Below are 21678 nucleotides of genomic sequence, written 5' to 3'. Positions count from 1 at the left end.
CCTGTGGGGTGCCTGCTGCCGCCATCGCGAGCAAGCTCGCTCCCACAGGATTGAAGTCGCTCGAGAAATTTGTGTCAGGCATCAATCCACTGTGGGAGCGAGCTTGCTCGCGATGGCGGCAGACCAGCCACCACAAGGTATTGAACCAACAGAATTCAGGAACAGGTGCTTTATGACCGCAGCCAATGTTTACCAACAACGCCCAACCACTGGGGCCAAGGCCGAGTCGTCGCTGCATCACGCAGGCCTGCCAAGCCTGGTGGGCAAGGGCCGCAAAAGCGCCGGCGTGATCGTGCGTGAGAAAAAACTCCTCGGCCACCTGACCATTCGTGGCGATGGCCACGATGCCGCGTTCGCTGCCGGTGTGCACAAAGCTCTCGGTATCGAATTGCCGGGCGCGCTGACCGTCGTCGTCAAAGGCGAAACCAGCCTGCAATGGATGGGGCCGGATGAATGGCTGCTGATCGTGCCGACCGGTGAAGAATTCGCCGCCGAGCAAAACCTGCGTGAAGCGCTGGGCGACCTGCACATCGCGATCACCAACGTCAGCGGCGGCCAGCAGCTCCTCGAACTGAGCGGCCCGAACGTGCGCCAGGTGCTGATGAAGTCCACCAGCTATGACGTGCACCCCAACAGCTTCCCGGTCGGCAAGGCAGTCGGCACCGTGTTTGCCAAGTCGCAATTGGTGATCCGCCATACCGCTGAGGACACTTGGGAACTGCTGATTCGTCGCAGCTTCTCGGATTACTGGTGGTTGTGGTTGCAGGATGCTGCGGCCGAATACGGCCTGAGCGTTCAGGCCTGACCCAGTGTTGTGTCAAGACTGCTTTTGTGGCGAGGGGATTTATCCCCGTTCGGCTGCGAAGCAGTCGTGAACCTGAACCCGTATTCTTTCTGAAGGAATGCGGTTGCTGATTTTGGGGCCGCTTCGCGGCCCAACGGGGATAAATCCCCTCGCCACAGGGTCCTCTGTGACCACCCAATTTGCAGCAGGAGTCACCGCACTATGAGCCGCGCCCCAGACACATGGATTCTGACCGCCGACTGCCCAAGCGTCCTCGGCACCGTGGATGCGGTGACCCGCTTTCTGTTCGAGCAGGGCTGCTACGTCACCGAGCACCACTCCTTCGATGATCGGCTCTCGGGCCGTTTCTTCATTCGCGTGGAATTCCGTCAACCGGACGGCTTCGACGAACAAGCGTTCCGCGCCGGCCTCGAAGAGCGTGGTAAAGCCTTCGGCATGATCTTCGAACTGACCGCGCCGAACTATCGGCCAAAAGTGGTGATCATGGTCTCCAAGGCCGATCACTGCCTCAACGATTTGCTCTACCGCCAGCGCATCGGCCAGTTGTCGATGGACGTGGCCGCCGTGGTCTCCAATCACCCGGACCTCAAGCCTTTGGCGGACTGGCACCAGATTCCGTACTACCACTTCCCCCTCGACCCGAACGACAAACCGTCGCAAGAGCGTCAGGTCTGGCAGGTGATCGAAGAGTCCGGCGCCGAACTGGTGATCCTTGCCCGCTACATGCAAGTCCTGTCGCCAGAGCTGTGCCGCAAACTCGACGGCAAGGCGATCAACATCCATCACTCCCTGCTGCCGGGTTTCAAGGGCGCAAAGCCTTATCACCAGGCCTACAACAAGGGCGTGAAACTGGTGGGCGCCACGGCGCACTACATCAACAACGACCTGGACGAAGGCCCGATTATCGCCCAGGGCGTAGAGGCTGTGGACCACAGTCACTACCCCGAAGATTTGATAGCCAAGGGGCGGGATATCGAAGGGCTGACCCTGGCGCGGGCGGTTGGATATCACATTGAGCGACGCGTGTTTTTGAACGCCAATCGCACCGTCGTTCTTTAGATCGCTATCGCGAGCAAGCTCGCTCCCACAGGGTTTTGTGTGGTTCGCAGACCTTGTGTACGCCCCGATCCACTGTGGGAGCGAGCTTGCTCGCGATGGCGGCACAACAGACAACGCAAAAAGACACAGGCAATAACCCGAGCAATCAACGCGCCGCCGATTCATGGCGACGCGACCGCTACATAAAAACAACAGCGAGGTGAAAGCATGTCTGGCAATCGTGGTGTGGTGTATCTCGGCAATGGCAAAGTCGAAATACAGAAAATCGACTATCCGAAAATGCAGGACCCGCGCGGCAGGAAGATTAACCACGCTGTCATCCTGCGTGTGGTTTCCACCAACATCTGTGGTTCCGACCAGCACATGGTGCGCGGTCGTACCACGGCTCAAACCGGCCTGGTACTGGGTCACGAAATCACCGGTGAAGTGATCGAGAAGGGCAGCGACGTCGAAAACCTGCAAATCGGCGACCTGGTGTCGGTGCCGTTCAACGTCGCTTGCGGGCGCTGCCGTTCCTGCAAGGAAATGCACACCGGTGTTTGCCTGAGCGTTAACCCGGCGCGTCCGGGCGGTGCTTACGGTTATGTCGACATGGGCGACTGGACCGGCGGCCAGGCTGAATACGCGATGGTGCCGTATGCCGACTTCAACCTGCTGAAACTTCCGGATCGCGATCGCGCGATGGAAAAAATCCGCGACCTGACTTGCCTCTCCGACATCCTGCCGACCGGCTACCACGGCGCAGTGACGGCCGGCGTTGGCCCGGGAAGCACCGTGTACATCGCCGGTGCCGGTCCTGTCGGTCTGGCCGCTGCCGCTTCCGCTCGCCTGTTGGGCGCGGCCGTGGTGATCATCGGTGACGTCAACACCGTCCGCCTGGCGCACGCCAAGGCTCAGGGTTTCGAAATTGCCGACCTGTCCCTGGACACCCCGCTGCACGAACAGATCGCTGCACTGCTGGGCGAGCCAGAAGTGGATTGCGCCGTCGACGCCGTGGGCTTCGAAGCGCGTGGTCACGGCCATGACGGCGTGAAACACGAAGCTCCGGCTACCGTGCTCAACTCGCTGATGGGCGTGGTTCGGGTTGCTGGCAAGATCGGTATCCCAGGCTTGTACGTGACTGAAGATCCGGGTGCAGTCGATGCAGCCGCTAAAATGGGCAGCCTGAGCATTCGCTTCGGTCTGGGCTGGGCCAAATCCCACAGCTTCCACACCGGCCAGACGCCAGTGATGAAGTACAACCGCCAGCTGATGCAGGCGATCATGTGGGACCGTATCCACATTGCCGACATTGTGGGTGTTGAGGTGATCAGTCTGGATGACGCGCCACGTGGTTATGGCGAGTTTGATGCGGGCGTACCGAAGAAGTTTGTGATTGATCCGCACAAGTTGTTTAGTGCGGCGTAAGGCTTCAGGCAAAACAAAACGGCGACCCTGGGTCGCCGTTTTTTTAGATCAAAAGATCGCAGCCTTCGGCAGCTCCTACAGGCTTGCGCGGTCGGCGTAGGAGCTGCCGAAGGCTGCGATCTTTTGATCTTATGCTTTCAGAGTGCCGCCAACGCCCCTTGATACAACACAGGCCCCGTGGGTTGCCCCGTCGGCGAACCCCCCTTCGGCTCAAGACTCACCGCCAACGCAATCGGCTTGCCGATCAACGTCTTCTGCGCATCGCTCAGCTCTACGCGCCCCTTACCGTCAGCCGGAATCACACCAAGGGAAATCGGCTTGCCATCCGCCGGAATCGCCCACAACTCCAGACTTCGCCCCGGATCAACCGCCGCCAGCGTCAGCGGCTCAACGTTCAAATAATCTTCATGCGCTTCAACCTTCAGCGCCGGTTGCGCGTCGGCCGTCAGCAGTGTGGCGCTGTAACGCGCGCTGTCGCGGTTATAAATAACACCCAACGTCACGGCGATCACCAGCGAGCAAACCGCCGCCGTCACTCGTAACCAGCTCCAGAACGGACGTTTTTCCGGCAGGTGCAGCACTTGCGGTTCTATGCGCGCCGTAATTCCCTGCCACACCCGCTCCGGCACCGGCTGCTCGGGCAGCGCTTCGGTCAGACTCGCGAGGCTTTCTTGCCATTGCGCCAATTCTGCACGAAGCGCCGCGTCTTCCAGCAACAACTGTTCAAAACGCCGACGAGCAGCAGAAGGCATCAAGCCAATGGCGTAATCGGCGGCGAGGGCGCGGCGCAGGGTCGGGGTTTGATAGTTCATGATTCAAGGCACCTGCGCAGTCGCTCCATACCGCGGCGGATCCAGGATTTCACCGAACCCAGCGGCGCGGCCAGGTGTTCGGCGAGCTCAGAGCAGGACAACCCCTGAAAGTAAGCCACGGTGATCGATTGACGCTGCATGCCGTCGAGGCTTTCCAGGCAGCGGTTCAAGGCGTTGGCCTCACGGGCACTGCTGAGTTGTTCGTGGGCCGAAGGGCTTTCATCCACCAGCGTCTGTTCTTCAAGGTCGCTTAACGGCCGGTCGCGGTGTTTGCGTAACTGGTCGATGGCCTGATGACGGGTGATGTTGATCATCCAGGTCAGCGGTGCCGACAGATGCGCCTCGTAGCGCGAGGCGTTGTTCCAGATGCGCACGAAGCTTTCCTGCAGCACTTCTTCAGCCAGATCCGGCCGCCCCATGAAACGCAGCGCTACGCCATGCAGCCGTGGGCCGACGCTGCGGTAAAGCGTCTCGAAAGCGCGGCGGTCGCCCAGTGAACACTGGGCCAGAAGCTGCCTGAGCTGATCGGCGTCGGCGATGGGTATGGGAGTTCTCCAGGCAATCGAGGTGGGCTGCGTGAGGTGCCGGTTGCAGGCAGAGGTTAGTTCACGGTGCGCCGTTGTTCCATTCATGGGCGGTCACCTCGGAAAACCGCCGACCCCGAAGCGCGGGGTCGGCGGTATCCTTCAGCTTTTCGGCATCAGTACTTTGTCGATGACCTGAATCACGCCGTTGGACTGGTACACGTCATAGGTGGTGATGTCGGCGACGTCACCTTTTTCATCCTTGATCGTGATGTTGTGCGGGCCGTTCATCATCGCCCACAGCTTGCCGCCTGCGACGGTGGTCAGTTCGGCTTTGCCGCCACCGGCCTTGATCTTCTCGGCCAGGGTCATCATGTCGAGTTTTCCGGCGACGACGTGGTAGGTGAGGACGTGAGTCAGGGTCGCCTTGTTGGCGGGTTTGAGCAGGGTATCGACAGTGCCGGCCGGCAGGGCGGCGAAGGCCGAGTTGACCGGGGCGAACACGGTGAACGGACCTTTGCCCTTGAGGGTATCCACCAGCCCAGCGGCTTTCACGGCGGCGACCAGGGTAGTGTGGTCGGCGGAGTTCACCGCGTTATCGATGATGTCTTTGCTCGGCATCATGCTCTGGCCGCCGACGATGACCGCGTGGCTCGTGTCTGCCGCTTGCACGGTGTTCAGGGCGAATCCGCCGCCAAGGGCCAGGGTCAGCAGGCTGGCAATCAACGGCGTTTTGATCGACGTGCGTTTCATGGTGATGATCCTCGTGCAGGGAATCGGCCAGGAATGTCTGTCCGTGCTTGATATACGCGGGCGAGGCCAGACTGGATGCAGCGCGACTGCATTCTTTTTTGATGTGGACCTGTAGGAGCTGGCGAAGCCTGCGATCTTTTGATCTTCAGCGCATTCAATTCCGCCAACAATCAGGATCAAAAGATCGCAGGCTTCGCCAGCTCCTACAGAATCCGCGACAAACTCACTGGGCTGGGAACAATCCCCCGGGATGCCAGTCCAACACACGGTTTTTCGCCGTCCATTGCCGGGCGGTTTTCATGGCACATGAGGATGTCTGGATGAAGATTTCACGCAGTTTTGCACTGGCTTCGCTGATGTGTCTGGCGGCCAGCCCGGTCTTTGCTCAGTTCAGCCTGAACGATGCGGCCAATGCCATTTCCGGCATGAAGGGCGATAACGCCGCCGCATCGGCCGCGCCGACCTCGCAGACGGCCGGTCTGCTGAGTGCGCTCAGCCAATTGAACGTGACGCCACAACAAGCCGTGGGCGGCACCGGGGCGATGCTCGGTCTGGCGAAGAATCAATTGAGTTCGACCGACTATTCAGAGTTGGCCAAAAGCGTACCGGGGATCGACAAATTGTCCGGCGGTGGCGAACTGGGCGCCCTCAGCGGTTTGCTCGGCTCGTCTGGTAAGGCGGCAGGTCTGGACAATGCCTTGGGCAATGTGAAGAACACCAATGACCTGAACAACGCTTTCAGCGCATTGGGCATGGACAGCGGCATGATCGGCCAGTTTGCCCCGGTGCTTCTGCAATACCTCGGTCAGCAGGGCGTTGGTGGTTCGCTGCTGGAAAACCTGGGCGGGATCTGGGGCGCAGGCACCGGCAGTTGATCAGCGGCGCTCGGCGCGCAATGCGTCGATGCGCTGGTCCTTCTCGATCCAGAGCTGGTTGACCCAGTTCTGGATGATTTCGCGAAACTGCGGATCATTTTCGTAATCGCCCTGCCACAGCGCCGGGTCGAGTTCGCGGGTCTTGATGTCGATGATGACCCTCGACACGTTGCCGCTGATCAAATCCCAGAACCCCGGAATTGTCTGCTGCGGATACACCACCGTCACATCGAGAACGGCGTCCAGCTGTTCGCCCATTGCCGCCAGTACAAACGCCACGCCGCCAGCCTTGGGCTTGAGCAGGTGGGTGAAAGGTGATTGCTGCTGGGCACTTTTCGCCGCGGTATAGCGTGTGCCTTCCAGGTAATTGACCACCGTCACCGGCTGACGCTTGTACAACTCGCAGGCCGCTTTGGTGATCTCCAGATCCTTGCCGGCCAGCTCAGGGTGCTTCGCCAGAAACGCTTTGGTGTAGCGTTTCATGAACGGGTAGTCCAGCGCCCACCACGCCAGTCCCAGGAACGGCACCCAGATCAGCTCTTTCTTGAGGAAGAACTTGAAGAACGGTGTGCGTCGGTTCAGCGTTTGGATCAGCGCCGGGATATCCACCCAGGATTGATGGTTGCTGATCACCAGGTACGACGTGTCGACCCGCAGGTCATCGCCGCCACGGATGTCCCATTGCGTGGGGATGCACAGGCGGAAAATCAGCTTGTCGATTTCGGCCCAGGTCTCGGCGATCCCCATCACCGTCCATGACGCGTAATCACGCAAGCGCCCGGGCAGGACCAGTTTGAGCAAGGCGAACACCATCAGCGGCCCGAACAGGACCAGGGTGTTGAGCAACAGCAGCAGGGTAACGAAACAGCCGGTGAGCAGGCGGCGCATATATAACTCTTGAAAGCATTTTGGCGCGCAATGATAAGCAGCTTCGGACGGCAGGCCAAATCGGCGACGACGAATGTTTCACCTTTAAACCGCTATGCTGGAGGTCGGCTGAAAAGATCGCAGCCTTCGGCAGCTCCTACAAAAGCACGCCGTACACCAAGGAGCTGCCGAAGGCTGCGATCTTTTGATCTTTGGTTTTGCAGACGCCGAACGAATTCAAAGGCAACGGTCTAAAATTCCGCTGCCCACTCCTCAAGGAAGCCCATTACGTGAAATCCCTCCTTGCACTGCTTTCCCTCGTGGCCCTGCCGGTCCTGGCTGCTGAGCCGACCCTGTACGGGCGCTACGAATACATCGCGCTGCCGGAAATCGGTGGCGAAGTCCTCAAGGCCAAGATGGACACCGGTGCCCTGACCGCGTCGCTGTCGGCCAAAGACATCGAAACCTTTGCCCGCGATGGCGACGAGTGGGTGCGCTTTCGCCTCGCCACCAAAGGCGCGAGCAACAAGGTCTATGAACACAAGGTCGCGCGGATCAGCAAGATCAAGACCCGCTCTGAAGAAGACGAGGATGACAACGAAGCGGTCGAACCCACCAAGCGTCCGGTGGTCGATCTGGAACTGTGCCTGGGCAACGTTAAGCGCACCGTGGAGGTCAACCTTACCGACCGCAGCAGCTTCAACTACCCTTTGTTGATCGGTGCCAAAGCCTTGCGTGAGTTCGGCGCGGCGGTGAACCCGGCACGGCGCTTTACGGCGGACAAACCCGACTGCTGATTTCAAGTGGTCTCATTGACGTGACGTGAGCCTTGGGGCACCGTTCGCCCACTTAACTCCCGGGCTCGGACGCCATGCCTCATATCCTGATTGTCGAAGACGAAGCGGCGATTGCCGACACCCTGATTTTCGCCTTGCAGGGCGAGGGCTTCACCACCACCTGGCTGAGCCTTGGCGCCGCTGCGCTTGAGCATCAGCGCCAGACCCCGGCCGACCTGATCATTCTCGACATTGGTCTGCCGGACATCAGCGGCTTCGAGACCTGCAAGCAATTGCGGCGTTTCAGCGAAGTGCCGGTGATCTTCCTCAGCGCCCGTGATGCGGAAATCGATCGCGTCGTGGGCCTGGAAATCGGTGCCGACGATTACGTGGTCAAGCCGTTCAGCCCACGGGAAGTGGCGGCGCGGGTCCGGGCGATTCTCAAGCGCATGGCGCCGCGAGCGACCGCCGAGGTGGCATCGGTGCTGTTTCGCATTGACAGCGAACGGGTGCAGATCAGCTATCGCGGTCAGCTGCTAACCCTGACCCGCCATGAATTCCGTCTGCTGCAATGCCTGCTGGACCAACCCGAACGCGTCTTCAGCCGCGAGCAGCTGCTCGATGCGCTGGGCGTCGCCGCCGATGCCGGGTACGAGCGCAGCATCGACAGCCACATCAAAAGCTTGCGCGCCAAATTACGCCAGGTGAAAGCCGACGCGGAACCGATCCAGACCCATCGCGGCCTCGGCTACAGCTACAGCCCGGGGCGTAGCTGATGCCTCTGGGGATCCGGATTTTTCTGGTCTATGTGCTGTTTATCGGCCTGACCGGTTACTTCGTGCTGAACACCGTGATGGAAGAAATCCGTCCCGGTGTGCGCCAGTCCACCGAAGAAACGCTGGTCGACACCGCCAACCTGATGGCCGAAATCCTGCGCGACGACTTCAAGGCCGGCACCCTGAATCAGAACCGCTGGCCCGAGCTGCTCAAGGCTTATGGCGAACGGCAACCGAAGGCGAACATCTGGGGCTTGCCGAAGAATCAAGTCAACCACCGTATCTACGTCACCGATGCCAAGGGTGTTGTGGTACTGGACTCCAGCGGTGTGGCAGTGGGGCAGGATTACTCGCGCTGGAACGACGTTTTACTGACCCTGCGAGGCGAATACGGCGCTCGCTCCAGCCGCAGCGATCCGGACGATCCGAACTCCTCAGTGATGCACGTCGGCGCCCCGATTCGCGACAACGGCCAGATCATCGGCGTGGTTACCGTGGCCAAACCCAACAGCTCGTTGCAGCCATACGTTGACCGCACCGAACGGCGATTGCTTGCCTGGGGCGCCGGGTTGATCGGCCTCGGTCTGCTGTTCGGTGCGTTGTTGTCCTGGTGGTTGAGCGCGGCGTTGCGACGATTGACTGCTTATGCACAGGCCGTGAGTGAAGGCCGGCGGGTCGAGGTTCCGCACTACCGTGGTGGCGAGCTGGAGCAACTGGCGACAGCGGTGGAGCAGATGCGCACGCAGCTCGAAGGCAAAGCCTACGTCGAGCGTTACGTGCACACATTGACGCACGAACTGAAAAGCCCACTGGCGGCGATTCGCGGCGCGGCGGAGTTGCTGCAAGGCGAGATGCCGCTGGCTCAGCAGCAGCGTTTTGTCAGCAACATCGACAGCGAAAGTGCGCGGATGCAGCAGTTGATCGAGCGCCTGTTGAATCTGGCCCAGGTCGAGCAACGCCAAGGGCTGGAAGAGCGGGTGGCGGTGCCGCTGGCGAAGTTGGTGGATGAATTGCTGAGCGCTCAGGCGGCGCGCATCGAAGGCAAGCAGTTGCGCGTGGAACAAACCATTGCAGCGGACCTGGTGCTGACCGGTGAACCGTTTCTGTTGCGTCAGGCGCTGGGCAATCTGCTGGAGAACGCTTTGGATTTCACCCCGGCTCAGGGCTTGCTGCGATTCAGCGCCGAACGCATTGGGGAGCAAATTGAGTTCAGGCTGTTCAATCAGGCCGAGGCCATTCCCGACTATGCGTTGCCGCGACTGAGCGAGCGCTTCTATTCACTGCCGCGACCGGACAGCGGGCGCAAGAGCACGGGGTTGGGGCTCAACTTCGTTGAGGAAGTGATGAAGCTGCATGGCGGGGTGATGAGTATTGGTAACGTCGACGGTGGCATTCAAGTGAGTTTGCGTTTGCCTTCAGACCGTTAAAGATCGCAGCCTTCGGCAGCTCCTACAGGGGAACGCGTAAATTCTGTAGGAGCTGCCGAAGGCTCGGGCCGCGTTCGGACGATCTTTTTCTCAACTCCACACAAACCCCACATTCCCCCCATAAATCTCCCACACACAGATCCCAGACTCTCCCCATCCAAACAGGGAGAGTCCCATGAACCGCAGCCTGACTATAAAACTCGGGGCAATTGCCCTTCTGATTCTGTTGTTGCTGATCCCGCTCCTGATGATCAACGGCGTGATCCAGGATCGCCAGCAACTGCGCGATGGTGTCCTCGAAGACATCGCCCGCAGTTCCAGCTACAGCCAGCAACTGAGCGGGCCGCTGATGGTGGTGCCGTATCGCAAAGTGGTGCGCACCTGGAAGCTCAACGAGAAAACCAACGAGCGTTACCAGGAAGTGGGTGAAGAACGCGGCCGTTTGTATTTCCTCCCGGAGCGTTTCGAACTCGACGGCCAGGTCCAGACGGAACTGCGTTCCCGGGGCATTTATGAGGCGCGTCTGTTTCATGCGGACAACCGCATCAGCGGGCATTTTTCGGTCCCTGCTCAATTGGGTATCAAGGAGGATTTCGCCGATTACCAGTTCGATCAGCCATTTTTGGCGGTCGGGATCAGCGACATCCGCGGCATCGAAAATGCCCTGAAACTCGAGCTCAATGGTTTGAAACTGGACTTCGTGCCGGGTAGCCAGGTGGGCTGGTTGGGGGAGGGCGTGCATGTCACCCTGCCGGCGCTCGACGCGAAGCAAGCCACAGAACTGGCCTTCGGTTTCGACCTGCGTCTGCAAGGCACTGGCCAGTTGCAGATTCTTCCGGTGGGCAAAACCAGCAAAGTATCACTGGCCGCCAATTGGCCGCATCCGAGTTTCATCGGCAACTACCTGCCGGCCCAGCGTGAAGTCAGTGATCAGGGTTTCACCGCCCATTGGCAGACCTCGTTTTTCTCCACCAATTTGCAAGAGGCCTTGAGCAGTTGCGTGTCCGGCGGCGGTTGCGAAGCCTATACCGGCCGCAGTTTCGGCGTGAGTTTCATCGACCCGGTGGATCAGTACCTGAAGAGTGATCGGGCCATCAAATATGCGTTGCTGTTTATCGTCCTGACCTTCGCCGGTTTCTTCCTCTTCGAAGTGCTGAAAAGCCTGGCGGTACACCCGGTGCAATACGCGCTGGTGGGCGTGGCCCTGGCGTTTTTCTACCTGCTGTTGCTGTCGCTGTCCGAGCACATCGGCTTTGCCCTGGCGTACCTGTTGTCGGCGGGCAGCTGTGTGTTGTTGATCGGTTTTTATGTCTGCCATGTGCTGCGCAGCGTGCGTCACGGCTTGAGTTTTTCGGCGGGATTGGCGGCGTTGTATGGCTTGCTCTATGGCTTGCTCAGTGCAGAGGATTACGCGTTGTTGATGGGGTCGCTGCTGTTGTTCGGGTTGTTGGGCGTGTTTATGGTGCTGACCCGCAAGCTGGATTGGTATGGGATTGGGCCGAAGTCGGCCAAGCCGTTGGCGTTTGATATCGGGGTGGTGGAATGAGCCGGTCGTTGGGGTTGCGTGAGGATCAGTGGGAGGGGGAAAAGTTGGCGGCGTTGATTTACGGGTTGTTTCCCGAAAGATCAAAAGATCGCAGCCTGCGGCAGCTCCTACAGGAGTACGCGTTCGGCGTAGGAGCTGCCGTAGGCTGCGATCTTCTGAGGCCGGCATGGCCGGCCAAAGATCAGATCTTCGGCATAGTCGCCAGCATCGAAGGCCGCTGACTCACCTCAAAGTACCAGTTCGCCAGCTTCGGATTCGTCGTGCGCCATTCCAGATCCGGATGGCGCAAATCGAGGTAACCCAACGCACAGGCAACACTGATCGCCGCCACATCGAAATGGCTGGCCAGCTCGGCAATCGCGTCCGCTTCCAGCAATGCCAGGCCACGACGAATCTTCTCGCGCTGGCCATCGAGCCATTCATCCCAGTGTTTTTCCGGGGCACGCAGGGCGACCTCATAACGAATCAGCACCGCAGCGTCCATGATCCCGTCGGCCAGGGAGGCCAGGGTCAGGCGCCGCCAGCGGGCCGAGCCGTCGCGCGGTATCAGCGGGTTGCCGACGTGCTGGTGGTCGAGGTAATCGAGGATCACCCGGCTGTCATGGATGACGTTGCCATCGGCCAGGCGCAAGGCCGGGATTTTACCCAGCGGGTTGTCTTCGTTGAGTATCAGGTCCGGGCTGACCGGTGTGAGCACGCAGTTTTGCAGCGCCACGCGGTCCTGTTGACCGGTTTCGTGCAGCAGCACCATGACTTTGCGAACGAAGGGCGACAACGGGTTGTGGAACAGGGTCATGCTGGGGGCGGACATGGCAGCGTCTCGGTGTGGGACAGTGCTGGGCAGCATAGCGCGTGGATCACGCAACTTGTAGGAGCGAAGCTTGCTCGCGATGGGATCACCGCGGTCTGACTGAATGACCGCGTCGATCCCATCGCGAGCAAGCTTCGCTCCCACAGGTTCGGTGTTGTTACCGGCGTTGCAGCAGGCCGCGCAGGGCGAGGGCGGCGGGAACGCCCAGGCCAAGCCAGCTCAGGGCGTCCCACACGCCATCCCCCAGCAACGCGGCAAACAACCCCGCCGCACTGAGCAGGGCGATAACCGTGGGGGTGGAGAAGACCTTCCAGAAATTCGACTGCCGCGGCCTCATGCTGGACTCTCCGCGTTCTCGGGCACGGGTTTCGCAGCCTTGCGCCGTACCACCCACAGGTAAACCCCGCTACCGAGGACGATGATGGTCAGCCCATCCAGGGTCGCCCAGAGGATCTTCATCGGCATGCCGCCGTAATCACCGAAGTGCAACGGTTGCGACATGCCCATGGCGTCCATGTACCACGGGCGTTCGGCCACGGCGGTGACTTGCAGCGTGCTGGCGTCGATCAGCACCGGTGTCAGCAGGTGCGAGGTCAGGTGAGTGCTGCCTTTCATGAACACCGCGTAATGGTGTTCGCTGGAGAAACGTGTGCCGGGGAAGGCGATGAAGTCCGGCTGCATGCCCGGTGCGACTTCCTTGGCGATGTCGAGCAAGCGGGTCGCGGGCGCCAGTTGTGTCAGTGGCGGCGCATCGCGGTACGGTGCGACCATCGCGCTCAGGCTGTCGTTGCGCCACGCGGCGATCAACAGGTCGGCGCAAGCGCTGATGACGCCGGTGACGCCGACCACCAAGGCCCAGGTCAGGGTTACCACGCCGATCAAATTGTGCAGATCGAGCCAGCGCAGGCGGGTGGATTTGTCTTGGCGCACGGTGGCGAATTTCAGACGCCGCATGAACGGCAGGTACAGCACCGTCCCGGAGACAATCGCTACCACGAACAGAATGCCCATGAACGCCAGCAGCAACTTGCCCGGCAGACCGGCGAACATGTCCACGTGCAGGCGCAACATGATCATCATGAAGCCGCCGTTGGCCGACGGCATCTCCAGCGCTTCACCGGTGCGGGCGTCGAGCATGAAGGTGTGAGACGAATTCGGTTCAGTGCCGGCGGTGGCCGCCATGATCGTGATCGCGGCGTTGGGCTCGTCTTCGTCAAAGCCGAAATACTGCATGACTTCGCCGGGACGATGCTTTTCAGCCGCCTGCACCAACTGCTGCAAATTCTGCTGCGGGGTGTCCGCCGGCATTGCCTTCAATTCAGCGGCATCGCCCAGCAGGTGGTCGATCTCGTGATGGAAGATCAACGGGAGGCCGGTCAGCGCGAGCATCAGCAGGAACACGGTGCAGATCAGGCTGGTCCAGGTATGGACGAAGGACCAGCGGCGAATTGTTTTGCTTTTCATTTCATAGCCTTCAGAAATACCAAAGCCGTCCATGTCGGACGGCTCGGGACTTGGGCGTGTCAGGTCAGACCATTACCACTTGTAAGTGGCACTGGCGACGACGCTGCGTTGGTCGCCGTAGTAGCAGTAGAAACTGTCGCAGGTGGAGATGTAGTCCTTGTCGAACAGGTTGGTGGCGTTCAGGGCCAGGGAGGCGCCTTTGAGACTGTTGTCCAGACGGCCCAGGTCGTAATGAACCGCGGCGTCGAACACGGTGTAGGCGTCAGCCTTGCCGAGCGAGGTATTGCCTTGGTCGCCGTAGGTGTTGCCGGTGTAGCGAGCGCCGGCGCCGATGCCGAAACCGTCCAGCACGCCGTTGTGCCAGGTGTAATCGGTCCACAGGGACGCCTGCTGGTTAGGCATCAGTTGCAGGCGATTGCCTTTGAAATCGCCTTTCTGCACTTCGGATTTGGCCAGGGTATAAGCGGCGATCACCTTGAGGTTCTCGGTCACGTCGGAGACGGCTTCCAGTTCCAGACCTTTGACTTTCACTTCACCGGTCTGGCTGGTGACCGAAACGTTGTTCGAGTTGGTCGTGGTGACGGAGACGTTTTTCTGGGTCAGGTCGTAGACCGCAGCGGTCAGCAGGGTGCTGCTGCCAGGCGGTTGGTACTTGATGCCCAGTTCCCACTGCTTGCCTTCAGTCGGCTTGAACGAATCGGTCGGCGATGCCGTGGCGTTGCTGGTCGGCTGGAACGACTCAGCGTAGGACAAGTAGGGCACGAAGCCCGAGTCGAACACGTAGCTGATCGCCGCGTTGCCGCTGAAGTTCTTGTCGCGCTCGGTGTTGGTGGCATCGCCTTTGTTGAAGAACTTGGTGCCGGTGTGGACCCAGTCTTCACGACCACCCAACGTCAGACGCCATTGGTCGAGGGCCATTTGGTCCTGAACGTACAGGCCGGTCTGGTAGGTCTTCTGGTTGTAGTCATAAAACGCCGCCGAACGCGGCGGACGAACGATGGGTTGGCCATAGATCGGGTTGTTGACGTTGGTGGTCAGACCGTCGCCGAAGATCGAGGTGTAGTTGTTGTTGGTGCGCTGATGATCGAGGCCGATCAGCAGGGTGTGACGGATGTCGCCGGTTGCGAAGTCGCCCTGGAAGTTGTTGTCCACGGCGAACTGGCTGATGTCCTCGTCGACACTGGTGCTCGAGCGACCAACGTTGCCCTCGGCATCGACCTGGGTGAATGGGTAGGCGCCGGGAGTGAGGGCCTGGAAGGACAGGTCCGATTTGGTGTACCGCAGGTTCTGCTTGAACTGCCAGACATCGTTCAAACGATGTTCAAAGGCATAGCCCAGCGCGTAGTAGGTGCGGTCGTAGAATTCCCAGTCCGGGTCGCCGAGGTTCTTGTGATGGGAAATCTTGCCGAGCGGCGAATGGATCTTGGTGCCCTGCACCGGCAGGAACTGGCTGGTGATGCCGGTATCGTCACGAGTGAACTGGGTGAGCAGGGTGAACTTGGTGTCTTCGTCGATGTTCCAGGTCAGGCTCGGTGCGATGTTGTAGCGCTTGTTGTCGACGTGGTCGATCTGCGTGCCGCTGTCGCGCACCACACCGCTCAGACCGTAGAGAAACTGGCCTTCGTCATCGATCTTGCCGGTGCTGGCGAAGTTGATCTGGCGATGGTTGTCGCTGCCGTATTGCACCTGGATTTCGCTGCTCGACTCGGCGCTGGGACGACGGCTGACCATGTCCAGCAAGCCGCCTGGCGGGGTCTGGCCGTAAACCGACGAGGCCGGGCCGCGCAGCAGGGCGAGTCGGTCGAGGTTCCAGGTTTCCTGTTTCGGGTTGGCGTACACGCCTTTTGGCAGTGGCAGGCCATCGAGGAACTGCGTCGGTTCGAAACCCCGTACGCGCAGCCAGTCGGCGCGGGTGTCGCTGCCGTAGCTGCTGGCGACGATGCCGGGCATGTAGCGCACGGCGTCATCGAGGCTGTGCACATTGCGGTCGTCCATTTGCTCACGAGTAGCCACCGAAATCGAACGCGGCACTTCGACCAGTGCGGTATCGGTCTTGGTACCGGCGGCAGTGCGGGTCGCCAGGTAACCTTGCACCGGTCCCCAGGCACTTTCGGTGTTTTCCACGCCAATGACGGCGGTTTCCGGCAGGGCCATCACGCCTTCAGGCACGGCCACCAGGCTGTAAGTGCCGGCACTGCTCTGTTCCAGTTGCAGACCGGTGCCGCGCAAGGCTTCGCGCAGGGCGCCGGCTGCGTCGAACTGGCCTTTGACCGGCGCCGAGGTCTTGCCTGCCGCCAGTGAAGGATTCAACGACAGCGCCAGGCCGGCCTGGCTGGCGATCTGGTTCAGGGTGCTGGCCAATGGCGCGGCCGGCAGGTTGTAGGCGCGAACGCTGGACGCCTGTTCAGCGGCCATCAGCTGACTGCTGGCCAGAGGGGCACAAAGGGCAATGGCAATCGCCAGCAAACTGGGGCGCAACAAGGTGTCTAGCGAACGGGACATACAGCGGCTCCTGAATGGAAATATTTCTCAATTGCCTAGGTGCCGAACGAGAATTCAAAAGTGATAGGGCTGATTGAAAATAATTTAGATTCAGTGATTGCTGGCCTTTGTAGGGGGCGTGTAGAAGCTGTCGAGTGAAACGAGGCTGCGATCTTTTGACTTTGTTTTTTTAGGAGCAGATCAAAAGATCGCAGCCTCGTTTCACTCGACAGCTCCTACGGGTTTGGCTTCAGCCTTCGAGACCGTCACCCACCACGGCGTGTGCTGTTCGATCTGCACCGGCAAGGTCGGCAGCAGGGCGCTCAGGGCCAGATCGGTGTCGTGCAGCGGGAAGCTGCCGGTGATGCGCAGGTCGGCGATTTCTGGCGCAACGCCAAGATGCCCGCGTCGATAACGACCGAGTTCATGAACCAGGTCCTCCAGCCGCGTGTTGTCCACCACCAGCATGCCGCGGGTCCAGGCATCGGCGCCGAGGTTGAGCGCGACGATCGGCCCGAGGCCATTACTGCGCATCAGGACTTGCTGGCCTTCACGCAGAATCTGTTCTTCAGGACTCGACTCAGGATGGGCCGCCACCGCCGATTTCAGCACGCTCAGGCGCGTGCCTTCTTCTTCGCGCTTGACCAGGAACCTTGTCCCCAACGCGCGCATGCTGCCTTCGCGGGTTTCGACGATAAACGGCCGAGCGTCGCCATGGCCGGTTTCGACGAGAATTTCCCCTTCCTGGAGGATGATCAGCCGTTGCTTTTCATCAAAGCGCACATCCACGGCACTGTGGGTGTTGAGGTTGATCAGGGTGCCGTCGGTCAGGCGCAGGGTGCGTTGCTCACCGGTGGCGGTGCGCTGGTCGGCCAGCCAATAGTCGATCGGCAGATAACGATCACCGGCGAACAGCGCCAACCCGATCACCGCGACGATGCTGGCCACGCCGCTGCAGAGTTTGCGCACACGCCGGCGAATGCTTTCGCGCGATTGCAGTAGCGCGGTGCGTGCCGGGCCGCTGGCAACGCTGAAGCGCTGGTCGAGCATGCCCAGTTGGCGCCAGGCCCGCGCATGTTCTTCATGGGCTGCGTGCCATTTGGCGAACTCTTCGCGCTCCACCGGGTTGCCGGAGTCCAGGGACAACTGCCAGGCAATCGCGGCATCCAGCACCTGCGCCGAGACGGGTTTGGAGCTGACCGGACTCATACCGGCTCACCGTACAGCGCGATGTAGCACTGACGAATGCCTTGGGCCAAATACTGACGCACCCGGGGCACTGACACACCTAGGCGCACGGCGATTTCGGAGTGGCCGAGGCCGTCGAGACGGTTATAGAGAAAAGCTGCCCGGGCCTTGCTTGAGAGCTTGCCGAGCAGGCGGTCGATGGCTTTGAGGTCTTCGAGGATCAGTTGCTGTTCCTCCACCGACGGTTGTTCACCTGCGGGGATCAGCATCAGTTCGGTGAGGTAGGCCTGTTCCAGCGCGGCGCGGCGGAAATAGTCGAACAGCAGACCCTTGGCAATCGCCACCAGAAACGCGCGCGGTTCACGCGGCTCCTTCAGTTCTTCACGACCCAGCAAACGCACGAAAGTGTCCTGACTCAGGTCTTCGGCCCGTTGCGGACAGGCCACATTGCGTCGCAGCCAGGCCAATAGCCAACCGCGATGGTCGCGATACAACGCACCAACGAGCTCACTTTGAGGGCTTTGGACTGACGACACGCAGCATCACCGATTGGGAAGTGTTAACTAACGAGAATTGTTCGCGATTGTGGCAGAGGCGGGGGAGGTAAGCAATTGGCGCTGGTCGGGTCGGGGGGCAGAAGACTGTAGGAGCTGTCGAGTGAAACGAGGCTGCGATCTTTTGATCTTGCTTTTAAAAAAACAAAGTCAAAAGATCGCAGCCTCGTTTCACTCGACAGCTCCTACAGGGGATTGTGGGGCTGTTAAAACGAAGGCGCGCGCTGTTTGCGTTTCCACTGATTCATCCGCTGCTGCAGATTCAACGGGCTATGAATCTGCAGCTGCCGCGCCCGGCTGAACAGAATCAACGCCAGCTCAGCGGTGGCCAGCGCATCGGCACTGGCATTGTGGCGCTCGAACACTTCCAGTTTGAACCAGTCGATCCACTCATCCAGCCCGGCATCGCGAATGTGCGCCTGAGGGCAAAGCAGCGGCGCGATGTCTGCCACATCCAGAAATGGATGCTGCAACTTGTAGCCCAGATGATCTTTCAGCGCCCGCCCGAGCATGTGCTGATCGAACGGCGCGTGAAACGCCAGCACCGGGCTGTCGCCAACAAATTCCATGAATTCGACCAGGGCCTGAGCCGGATCGCTGCCCGCGGCAATCGCACTCGGCCCCAGGCCATGGATCAATACACTGGGAGCCAACTTCATGTCGGCGCATTGCAACGTGCGTTCGAACTGCTGGCTGAAGTCGATGGCCCCGTCCTCGATCACCACCGCGCCGATGGACAACACCCGATCCCTGTTCAGGTTCAATCCGGTGGTTTCCAGGTCGAGCACCACCCAGCGCTGTTCGCGCAGGCTGCATTCGCCCAGCTCTGCCGCCGAAGGCAAGCGTTGCAGACGTTGTTGAAGTTCGCCGGGAAGGCTGGGACCTGCCGGGCGCAGCCATGAAAACAGGCTCATAGCTGATACCGCAGGGCCAGGCTGCTTTGCAGGCGTTGTGCCTGGCGCAGGGATTCACGCAGGATCCGTCGATCCAGATGATTGAGGCTGTCTGGATCGACCCGGTTGGAGTAGGGCAAGTTCTCCCGGGTTTGTAGCTGATGTTGCTGCATGCGGGCTTGCTGGATGAAGTGATACGCCTCTTCGTACGCGGCACCGTCCAGCCGTTCGATGACTTCTTTGTCCACCAGTTGGCGAAAGCGCTCCAGCGTGTTGTTCGCCTCGACCCCGTGGGCCAACGCGAGCAGTCGGGCACCGTCGACAAACGGCGTCAGCCCCTGGACTTTCAAGTCCAGAGTGGCTTTCTCGCCATTCTTGCGAGCCAGTACGAACTCACGGAAACGTCCTACAGGCGGACGGTTGCGCAGGGCGTTCTCGGCCATCATCCGTTGGAACAGCCGGTTGTCATTCACCTGATCGAGAATGCCCTGACGCAGCTGCTCGCAGCCTTGCTCGTCGCCCCAGACCACCCGCAAGTCGAAGTAAATGCTCGAACCCAACAAGTTCTCCGGGGTGGCCTCGCGGATAAACGCCGCAAAACGTCGCGACCATTCGGCCCGGGACAGACACAGCTCAGGGTTGCCGGCCATGATGTTGCCCTTGCACAGAGTGAAACCGCAGAGCGCCAGGCTTTGGTTGATGTTCTGGGCGATGGGCAGCAATTTGCCGCGAATCTCGGCGGCGTGGGCCGCGTCCCGGGCTTCGAACAGAATGCCGTTGTCCTGATCGGTGTGCAGCGTCTGTTCGCGACGGCCTTCACTGCCGAAGCACAGCCAGCTGAACGGAATACCGGGGTCGCCTTTCTCGGCGAGGGTCAGTTCGATCACCCGGCACACGGTGTGGTCGTTGAGCAGGGTGATGATGTGCGTGATCTGAGTTGAAGAGGCGCCGTGGGCCAGCATGCGTTCTACCAGTTGGCCGATCTCGCCGCGCATCGCGACCAGATTTTCCACCTTCTGGGCGCTGCGGATAGTCCGCGCCAGATGCACCAGATCGACCCGTTGCAGGGAAAACAGATCACGTTCCGAAACCACGCCACACAGGCGATGATCCTTCACCAGACAGACGTGGGCGATGTGCCGCTCGGTCATGGCAATCGCCGCATCGAAGGCGCTGTGGTCCGGCGACAGGTAAAACGGCGCCTGGGTCATGTGGCGCTCGATAGCCTCGTTGAAATCGTTAGTGCCCTCGGCGACCACATGGCGCAGGTCGCGCAGGGTGAAAATCCCCAGCGGCGCTTTATGTTCGTCGACCACCACAATGCTGCCGACCTGCTGCTCGTGCATCAGGGTCACGGCTTCACGCAGTGGTGTGGTCGGGCTGCAGGTCACCGGGTGGCGCATGGCCAATTCGCCCAGGCGGGTATTGAGCGAGTACTGGGTGCCGAGGGTTTCCACGGCTTTTTGCTGGACTTGCTGGTTGACCTGATCCAGCAGGCTGCTCACGCCACGTAGGGCAAAGTCGCGAAACGCGTTGGAAAGCGCGAACAGTTTGATGAATGCCAGCTTGTTCAGTTGTAGGCAGAAGGTGTCTTCGGAGGCCAGATGTTCGGTACGAGTCGCACGCTCACCCAGCAGGGCGGCGAGGGGGAAACACTCGCCGGTGGTGATTTCGAAAGTGGTTTCGGTGCCGCCCTTGGCCGTATGGGGGCGTTCACCTACGACCCGGCCTTGCTTGACGATGTAGAAATGCTCAACCGGGCCGTCGGCGGGCTTGAGGATGCTCTCGCCGGGCGCATAAAAACGCAGCTGACACTGCTCGACCAGGTACGCCAGGTGGGCGTGTTCCATTTGATTGAAGGGCGGGAAGCGCTGAAGGAATTGCAACGTGCCCTGGATGTTCTGCAACACCGCGGTTTTCCCTGCCTGTGTGAAGGCGTCCTCTTTACTCATAACCATTACCGCAGTCTTTTTTGAATTGTTGTTGTCGGATGACTGAGCCATGGTCGGCCCCTGCGCGGAGGGTGCCCATTGGACGTAAGTCTAGGTAGGCAGTACGGATGTCGGTATTTGGGAAATGTCTGACGCAACTGTGGGAAAAACCTCCTACATTGGCTATAGGAAACTTTTCCGACGACGTGCACATTGAAGGTCTGCTTAGCGATGTCTGACGGATGTGCTAGGGAATTGAAATGAAAACGTAGAGTAAGCCATGTCCGACCACGATATTTTGAGTGACGCCGAGCGCAAGGCGCTGAGTGACGTCATGCTGGAACCTGACCTGCCGCCGCAGCGGGTGCTGATCGTCGACGACGATAAAGATGCGCGCGAGTTGCTGTCGGAGATTCTGGCGCTGGACGGGGTGCGCTGCATGACTGCCGCCAGTGGCGAAACTGCACTAAAGATGTTGGAGACGATGCCATCGATTGGCCTGGTGATTACCGATCTGCGGATGGGAAATGTCGATGGCCTGGACCTGATTCGTCAGGTTCGTGAGTCGGTTCGGGCGGCAATGCCGATCATCATCGTTTCCGGTGACGCTGACGTAAAAGATGCGATCGCTGCGATGCATTTAAGCGTGGTCGACTTCCTGCTCAAGCCTGTCGATACCGACAAGTTGTTGGCACTGGTCAAGCATGAATTGGGAATGGATGTGTAGGA

The 21678-nt window shown here is 60.1% G+C and carries 21 protein-coding genes; 9 read left to right on the top strand and 12 right to left on the bottom strand.

The features are described from left to right. The first annotated feature begins 172 nt into the window (after positions 1–172). The 3 genes from ACA059_RS29255 (at position 173) to fdhA (ending at position 3271) form a co-directional block, all read left to right on the top strand. A complete protein-coding gene (locus tag ACA059_RS29255) occupies positions 173–805 on the top strand; it encodes a sarcosine oxidase subunit gamma (RefSeq protein ID WP_497631891.1) in 633 nt (210 codons plus the stop codon). A 201-nt stretch (positions 806–1006) separates the two neighbouring features. Next, on the top strand, positions 1007–1864 hold the full coding sequence (gene purU, locus ACA059_RS29250; protein ID WP_497631890.1) for a formyltetrahydrofolate deformylase: 858 nt from the start codon (positions 1007–1009) through the stop codon (positions 1862–1864). A 207-nt stretch (positions 1865–2071) separates the two neighbouring features. Continuing rightward, entirely contained in the window at positions 2072–3271 is a 1200-nt protein-coding gene (gene fdhA / locus ACA059_RS29245; RefSeq protein WP_007947729.1) for a formaldehyde dehydrogenase, glutathione-independent, read from the top strand. Positions 3272–3408: 137 nt separating this feature from the next. Here fdhA and ACA059_RS29240 read toward each other — a convergent pair whose 3' ends face one another. The 3 genes from ACA059_RS29240 to ACA059_RS29230 are packed head-to-tail and all read right to left on the bottom strand — an operon-like array spanning position 3409 to position 5360. Continuing rightward, the gene (locus ACA059_RS29240) at positions 3409–4083 is read right to left on the bottom strand and encodes an anti-sigma factor (protein WP_497631889.1); all 675 of its coding nucleotides are present in this window, start codon (positions 4081–4083) and stop codon (positions 3409–3411) included. After that, entirely contained in the window at positions 4080–4715 is a 636-nt protein-coding gene (locus ACA059_RS29235; protein WP_497631888.1) for a sigma-70 family RNA polymerase sigma factor, read from the bottom strand. The genes ACA059_RS29240 and ACA059_RS29235 overlap by 4 nt, the downstream gene beginning before the upstream one ends. 54 nt (positions 4716–4769) lie before the next feature. Then, entirely contained in the window at positions 4770–5360 is a 591-nt protein-coding gene (locus tag ACA059_RS29230) for a fasciclin domain-containing protein (protein WP_497631887.1), read from the bottom strand. Positions 5361–5680: 320 nt separating this feature from the next. Here ACA059_RS29230 and ACA059_RS29225 point away from each other — a divergent pair, with 320 nt between their 5' ends. Next, positions 5681–6235 carry a DUF2780 domain-containing protein gene (locus tag ACA059_RS29225; RefSeq protein WP_497631886.1) on the top strand — a complete coding sequence of 185 codons (555 nt, stop codon included), beginning with the start codon at positions 5681–5683 and terminating at the stop codon, positions 6233–6235. Here ACA059_RS29225 and yihG read toward each other — a convergent pair whose 3' ends face one another. After that, positions 6236–7123 carry a 1-acylglycerol-3-phosphate O-acyltransferase, YihG family gene (gene yihG / locus ACA059_RS29220; RefSeq protein ID WP_497631885.1) on the bottom strand — a complete coding sequence of 296 codons (888 nt, stop codon included), beginning with the start codon at positions 7121–7123 and terminating at the stop codon, positions 6236–6238. A gap of 269 nt (positions 7124–7392) precedes the next feature. On the opposite strand from yihG, the gene rloA2 reads away from it, so the two are divergent. From rloA2 to creD, 4 genes are all read left to right on the top strand, one after another. Next, positions 7393–7899 carry a retropepsin-like aspartic peptidase RloA2 gene (rloA2, locus tag ACA059_RS29215; protein ID WP_497631884.1) on the top strand — a complete coding sequence of 169 codons (507 nt, stop codon included), beginning with the start codon at positions 7393–7395 and terminating at the stop codon, positions 7897–7899. A 74-nt stretch (positions 7900–7973) separates the two neighbouring features. Then, a complete protein-coding gene (creB, locus tag ACA059_RS29210) occupies positions 7974–8654 on the top strand; it encodes a two-component system response regulator CreB (protein WP_497631883.1) in 681 nt (226 codons plus the stop codon). After that, positions 8654–10081 (top strand): two-component system sensor histidine kinase CreC, encoded by a 1428-nt coding sequence (gene creC, locus ACA059_RS29205; RefSeq protein WP_497631882.1) that lies wholly within the window; start codon positions 8654–8656, stop codon positions 10079–10081. The genes creB and creC overlap by 1 nt, the downstream gene beginning before the upstream one ends. Positions 10082–10256: 175 nt before the next feature. Next, positions 10257–11627, top strand: a complete 1371-nt coding sequence (gene creD / locus ACA059_RS29200) for a cell envelope integrity protein CreD (protein WP_497631881.1) — start codon at positions 10257–10259, stop codon at positions 11625–11627. Between the two features lie 181 nt (positions 11628–11808). Here the strand turns inward: creD and ACA059_RS29195 are convergent, their stop codons facing one another. The 8 genes from ACA059_RS29195 to ACA059_RS29160 all read right to left on the bottom strand — a co-directional run bounded on the left by ACA059_RS29195 (position 11809) and on the right by ACA059_RS29160 (position 20976). Then, a complete protein-coding gene (locus ACA059_RS29195) occupies positions 11809–12438 on the bottom strand; it encodes a glutathione S-transferase (protein ID WP_497631880.1) in 630 nt (209 codons plus the stop codon). Positions 12439–12595: 157 nt separating this feature from the next. Next, entirely contained in the window at positions 12596–12775 is a 180-nt protein-coding gene (locus ACA059_RS29190) for a hypothetical protein (protein ID WP_140674740.1), read from the bottom strand. Then, on the bottom strand, positions 12772–13902 hold the full coding sequence (locus ACA059_RS29185) for a PepSY-associated TM helix domain-containing protein (protein ID WP_497631879.1): 1131 nt from the start codon (positions 13900–13902) through the stop codon (positions 12772–12774). The genes ACA059_RS29190 and ACA059_RS29185 overlap by 4 nt, the downstream gene beginning before the upstream one ends. Before the next feature lie 72 nt (positions 13903–13974). Next, positions 13975–16404, bottom strand: a complete 2430-nt coding sequence (locus ACA059_RS29180; RefSeq protein ID WP_497631878.1) for a TonB-dependent siderophore receptor — start codon at positions 16402–16404, stop codon at positions 13975–13977. 201 nt (positions 16405–16605) lie between these two features. After that, the gene (locus ACA059_RS29175) at positions 16606–17592 is read right to left on the bottom strand and encodes a FecR domain-containing protein (RefSeq protein WP_497631877.1); all 987 of its coding nucleotides are present in this window, start codon (positions 17590–17592) and stop codon (positions 16606–16608) included. Beyond that, positions 17589–18107, bottom strand: a complete 519-nt coding sequence (locus tag ACA059_RS29170) for an RNA polymerase sigma factor (protein WP_497631876.1) — start codon at positions 18105–18107, stop codon at positions 17589–17591. The genes ACA059_RS29175 and ACA059_RS29170 overlap by 4 nt, the downstream gene beginning before the upstream one ends. A gap of 224 nt (positions 18108–18331) precedes the next feature. Further along, positions 18332–19039, bottom strand: coding sequence for a 3'-5' exonuclease (locus ACA059_RS29165; RefSeq protein WP_497631875.1), 708 nt, complete (start codon positions 19037–19039; stop codon positions 18332–18334). Next, positions 19036–20976, bottom strand: a complete 1941-nt coding sequence (locus ACA059_RS29160; RefSeq protein ID WP_497634745.1) for a putative nucleotidyltransferase substrate binding domain-containing protein — start codon at positions 20974–20976, stop codon at positions 19036–19038. The genes ACA059_RS29165 and ACA059_RS29160 overlap by 4 nt, the downstream gene beginning before the upstream one ends. A 253-nt stretch (positions 20977–21229) precedes the next feature. Between ACA059_RS29160 and ACA059_RS29155 the strand changes: the two genes are divergently transcribed. After that, the gene (locus ACA059_RS29155; protein WP_497631874.1) at positions 21230–21676 is read left to right on the top strand and encodes a response regulator; all 447 of its coding nucleotides are present in this window, start codon (positions 21230–21232) and stop codon (positions 21674–21676) included. The last annotated feature ends 2 nt before the right edge of the window (positions 21677–21678 follow it).

It is taken from the genome of Pseudomonas sp. LBUM1647, assembly GCF_059716175.1.
Note: the sequence above shows the minus strand (reverse complement) of the source record. Positions and strands in the feature narration are given on the sequence as shown.

What these genes read in the sequence shown, in the direction of transcription:
- ACA059_RS29255 (WP_497631891.1), top strand. Translation starts at nt 173, where the DNA reads ATGACCGCAGCCAATGTTTACCAACAACGCCCAACCACTGGGGCCAAG.
- ACA059_RS29235 (WP_497631888.1), bottom strand. Translation starts at nt 4,715, where the DNA reads ATGAATGGAACAACGGCGCACCGTGAACTAACCTCTGCCTGCAACCGG.
- ACA059_RS29240 (WP_497631889.1), bottom strand. Translation starts at nt 4,083, where the DNA reads ATGAACTATCAAACCCCGACCCTGCGCCGCGCCCTCGCCGCCGATTAC.
- ACA059_RS29225 (WP_497631886.1), top strand. Translation starts at nt 5,681, where the DNA reads ATGAAGATTTCACGCAGTTTTGCACTGGCTTCGCTGATGTGTCTGGCG.
- creB (WP_497631883.1), top strand. Translation starts at nt 7,974, where the DNA reads ATGCCTCATATCCTGATTGTCGAAGACGAAGCGGCGATTGCCGACACC.
- yihG (WP_497631885.1), bottom strand. Translation starts at nt 7,123, where the DNA reads ATGCGCCGCCTGCTCACCGGCTGTTTCGTTACCCTGCTGCTGTTGCTC.
- ACA059_RS29180 (WP_497631878.1), bottom strand. Translation starts at nt 16,404, where the DNA reads ATGTCCCGTTCGCTAGACACCTTGTTGCGCCCCAGTTTGCTGGCGATT.
- creD (WP_497631881.1), top strand. Translation starts at nt 10,257, where the DNA reads ATGAACCGCAGCCTGACTATAAAACTCGGGGCAATTGCCCTTCTGATT.
- ACA059_RS29195 (WP_497631880.1), bottom strand. Translation starts at nt 12,438, where the DNA reads ATGTCCGCCCCCAGCATGACCCTGTTCCACAACCCGTTGTCGCCCTTC.
- ACA059_RS29155 (WP_497631874.1), top strand. Translation starts at nt 21,230, where the DNA reads ATGTCCGACCACGATATTTTGAGTGACGCCGAGCGCAAGGCGCTGAGT.
- ACA059_RS29175 (WP_497631877.1), bottom strand. Translation starts at nt 17,592, where the DNA reads ATGAGTCCGGTCAGCTCCAAACCCGTCTCGGCGCAGGTGCTGGATGCC.
- ACA059_RS29185 (WP_497631879.1), bottom strand. Translation starts at nt 13,902, where the DNA reads ATGAAAAGCAAAACAATTCGCCGCTGGTCCTTCGTCCATACCTGGACC.
- ACA059_RS29230 (WP_497631887.1), bottom strand. Translation starts at nt 5,360, where the DNA reads ATGAAACGCACGTCGATCAAAACGCCGTTGATTGCCAGCCTGCTGACC.
- ACA059_RS29165 (WP_497631875.1), bottom strand. Translation starts at nt 19,039, where the DNA reads ATGAGCCTGTTTTCATGGCTGCGCCCGGCAGGTCCCAGCCTTCCCGGC.
- fdhA (WP_007947729.1), top strand. Translation starts at nt 2,072, where the DNA reads ATGTCTGGCAATCGTGGTGTGGTGTATCTCGGCAATGGCAAAGTCGAA.
- purU (WP_497631890.1), top strand. Translation starts at nt 1,007, where the DNA reads ATGAGCCGCGCCCCAGACACATGGATTCTGACCGCCGACTGCCCAAGC.
- creC (WP_497631882.1), top strand. Translation starts at nt 8,654, where the DNA reads ATGCCTCTGGGGATCCGGATTTTTCTGGTCTATGTGCTGTTTATCGGC.
- ACA059_RS29160 (WP_497634745.1), bottom strand. Translation starts at nt 20,976, where the DNA reads ATGGTTATGAGTAAAGAGGACGCCTTCACACAGGCAGGGAAAACCGCG.
- ACA059_RS29190 (WP_140674740.1), bottom strand. Translation starts at nt 12,775, where the DNA reads ATGAGGCCGCGGCAGTCGAATTTCTGGAAGGTCTTCTCCACCCCCACG.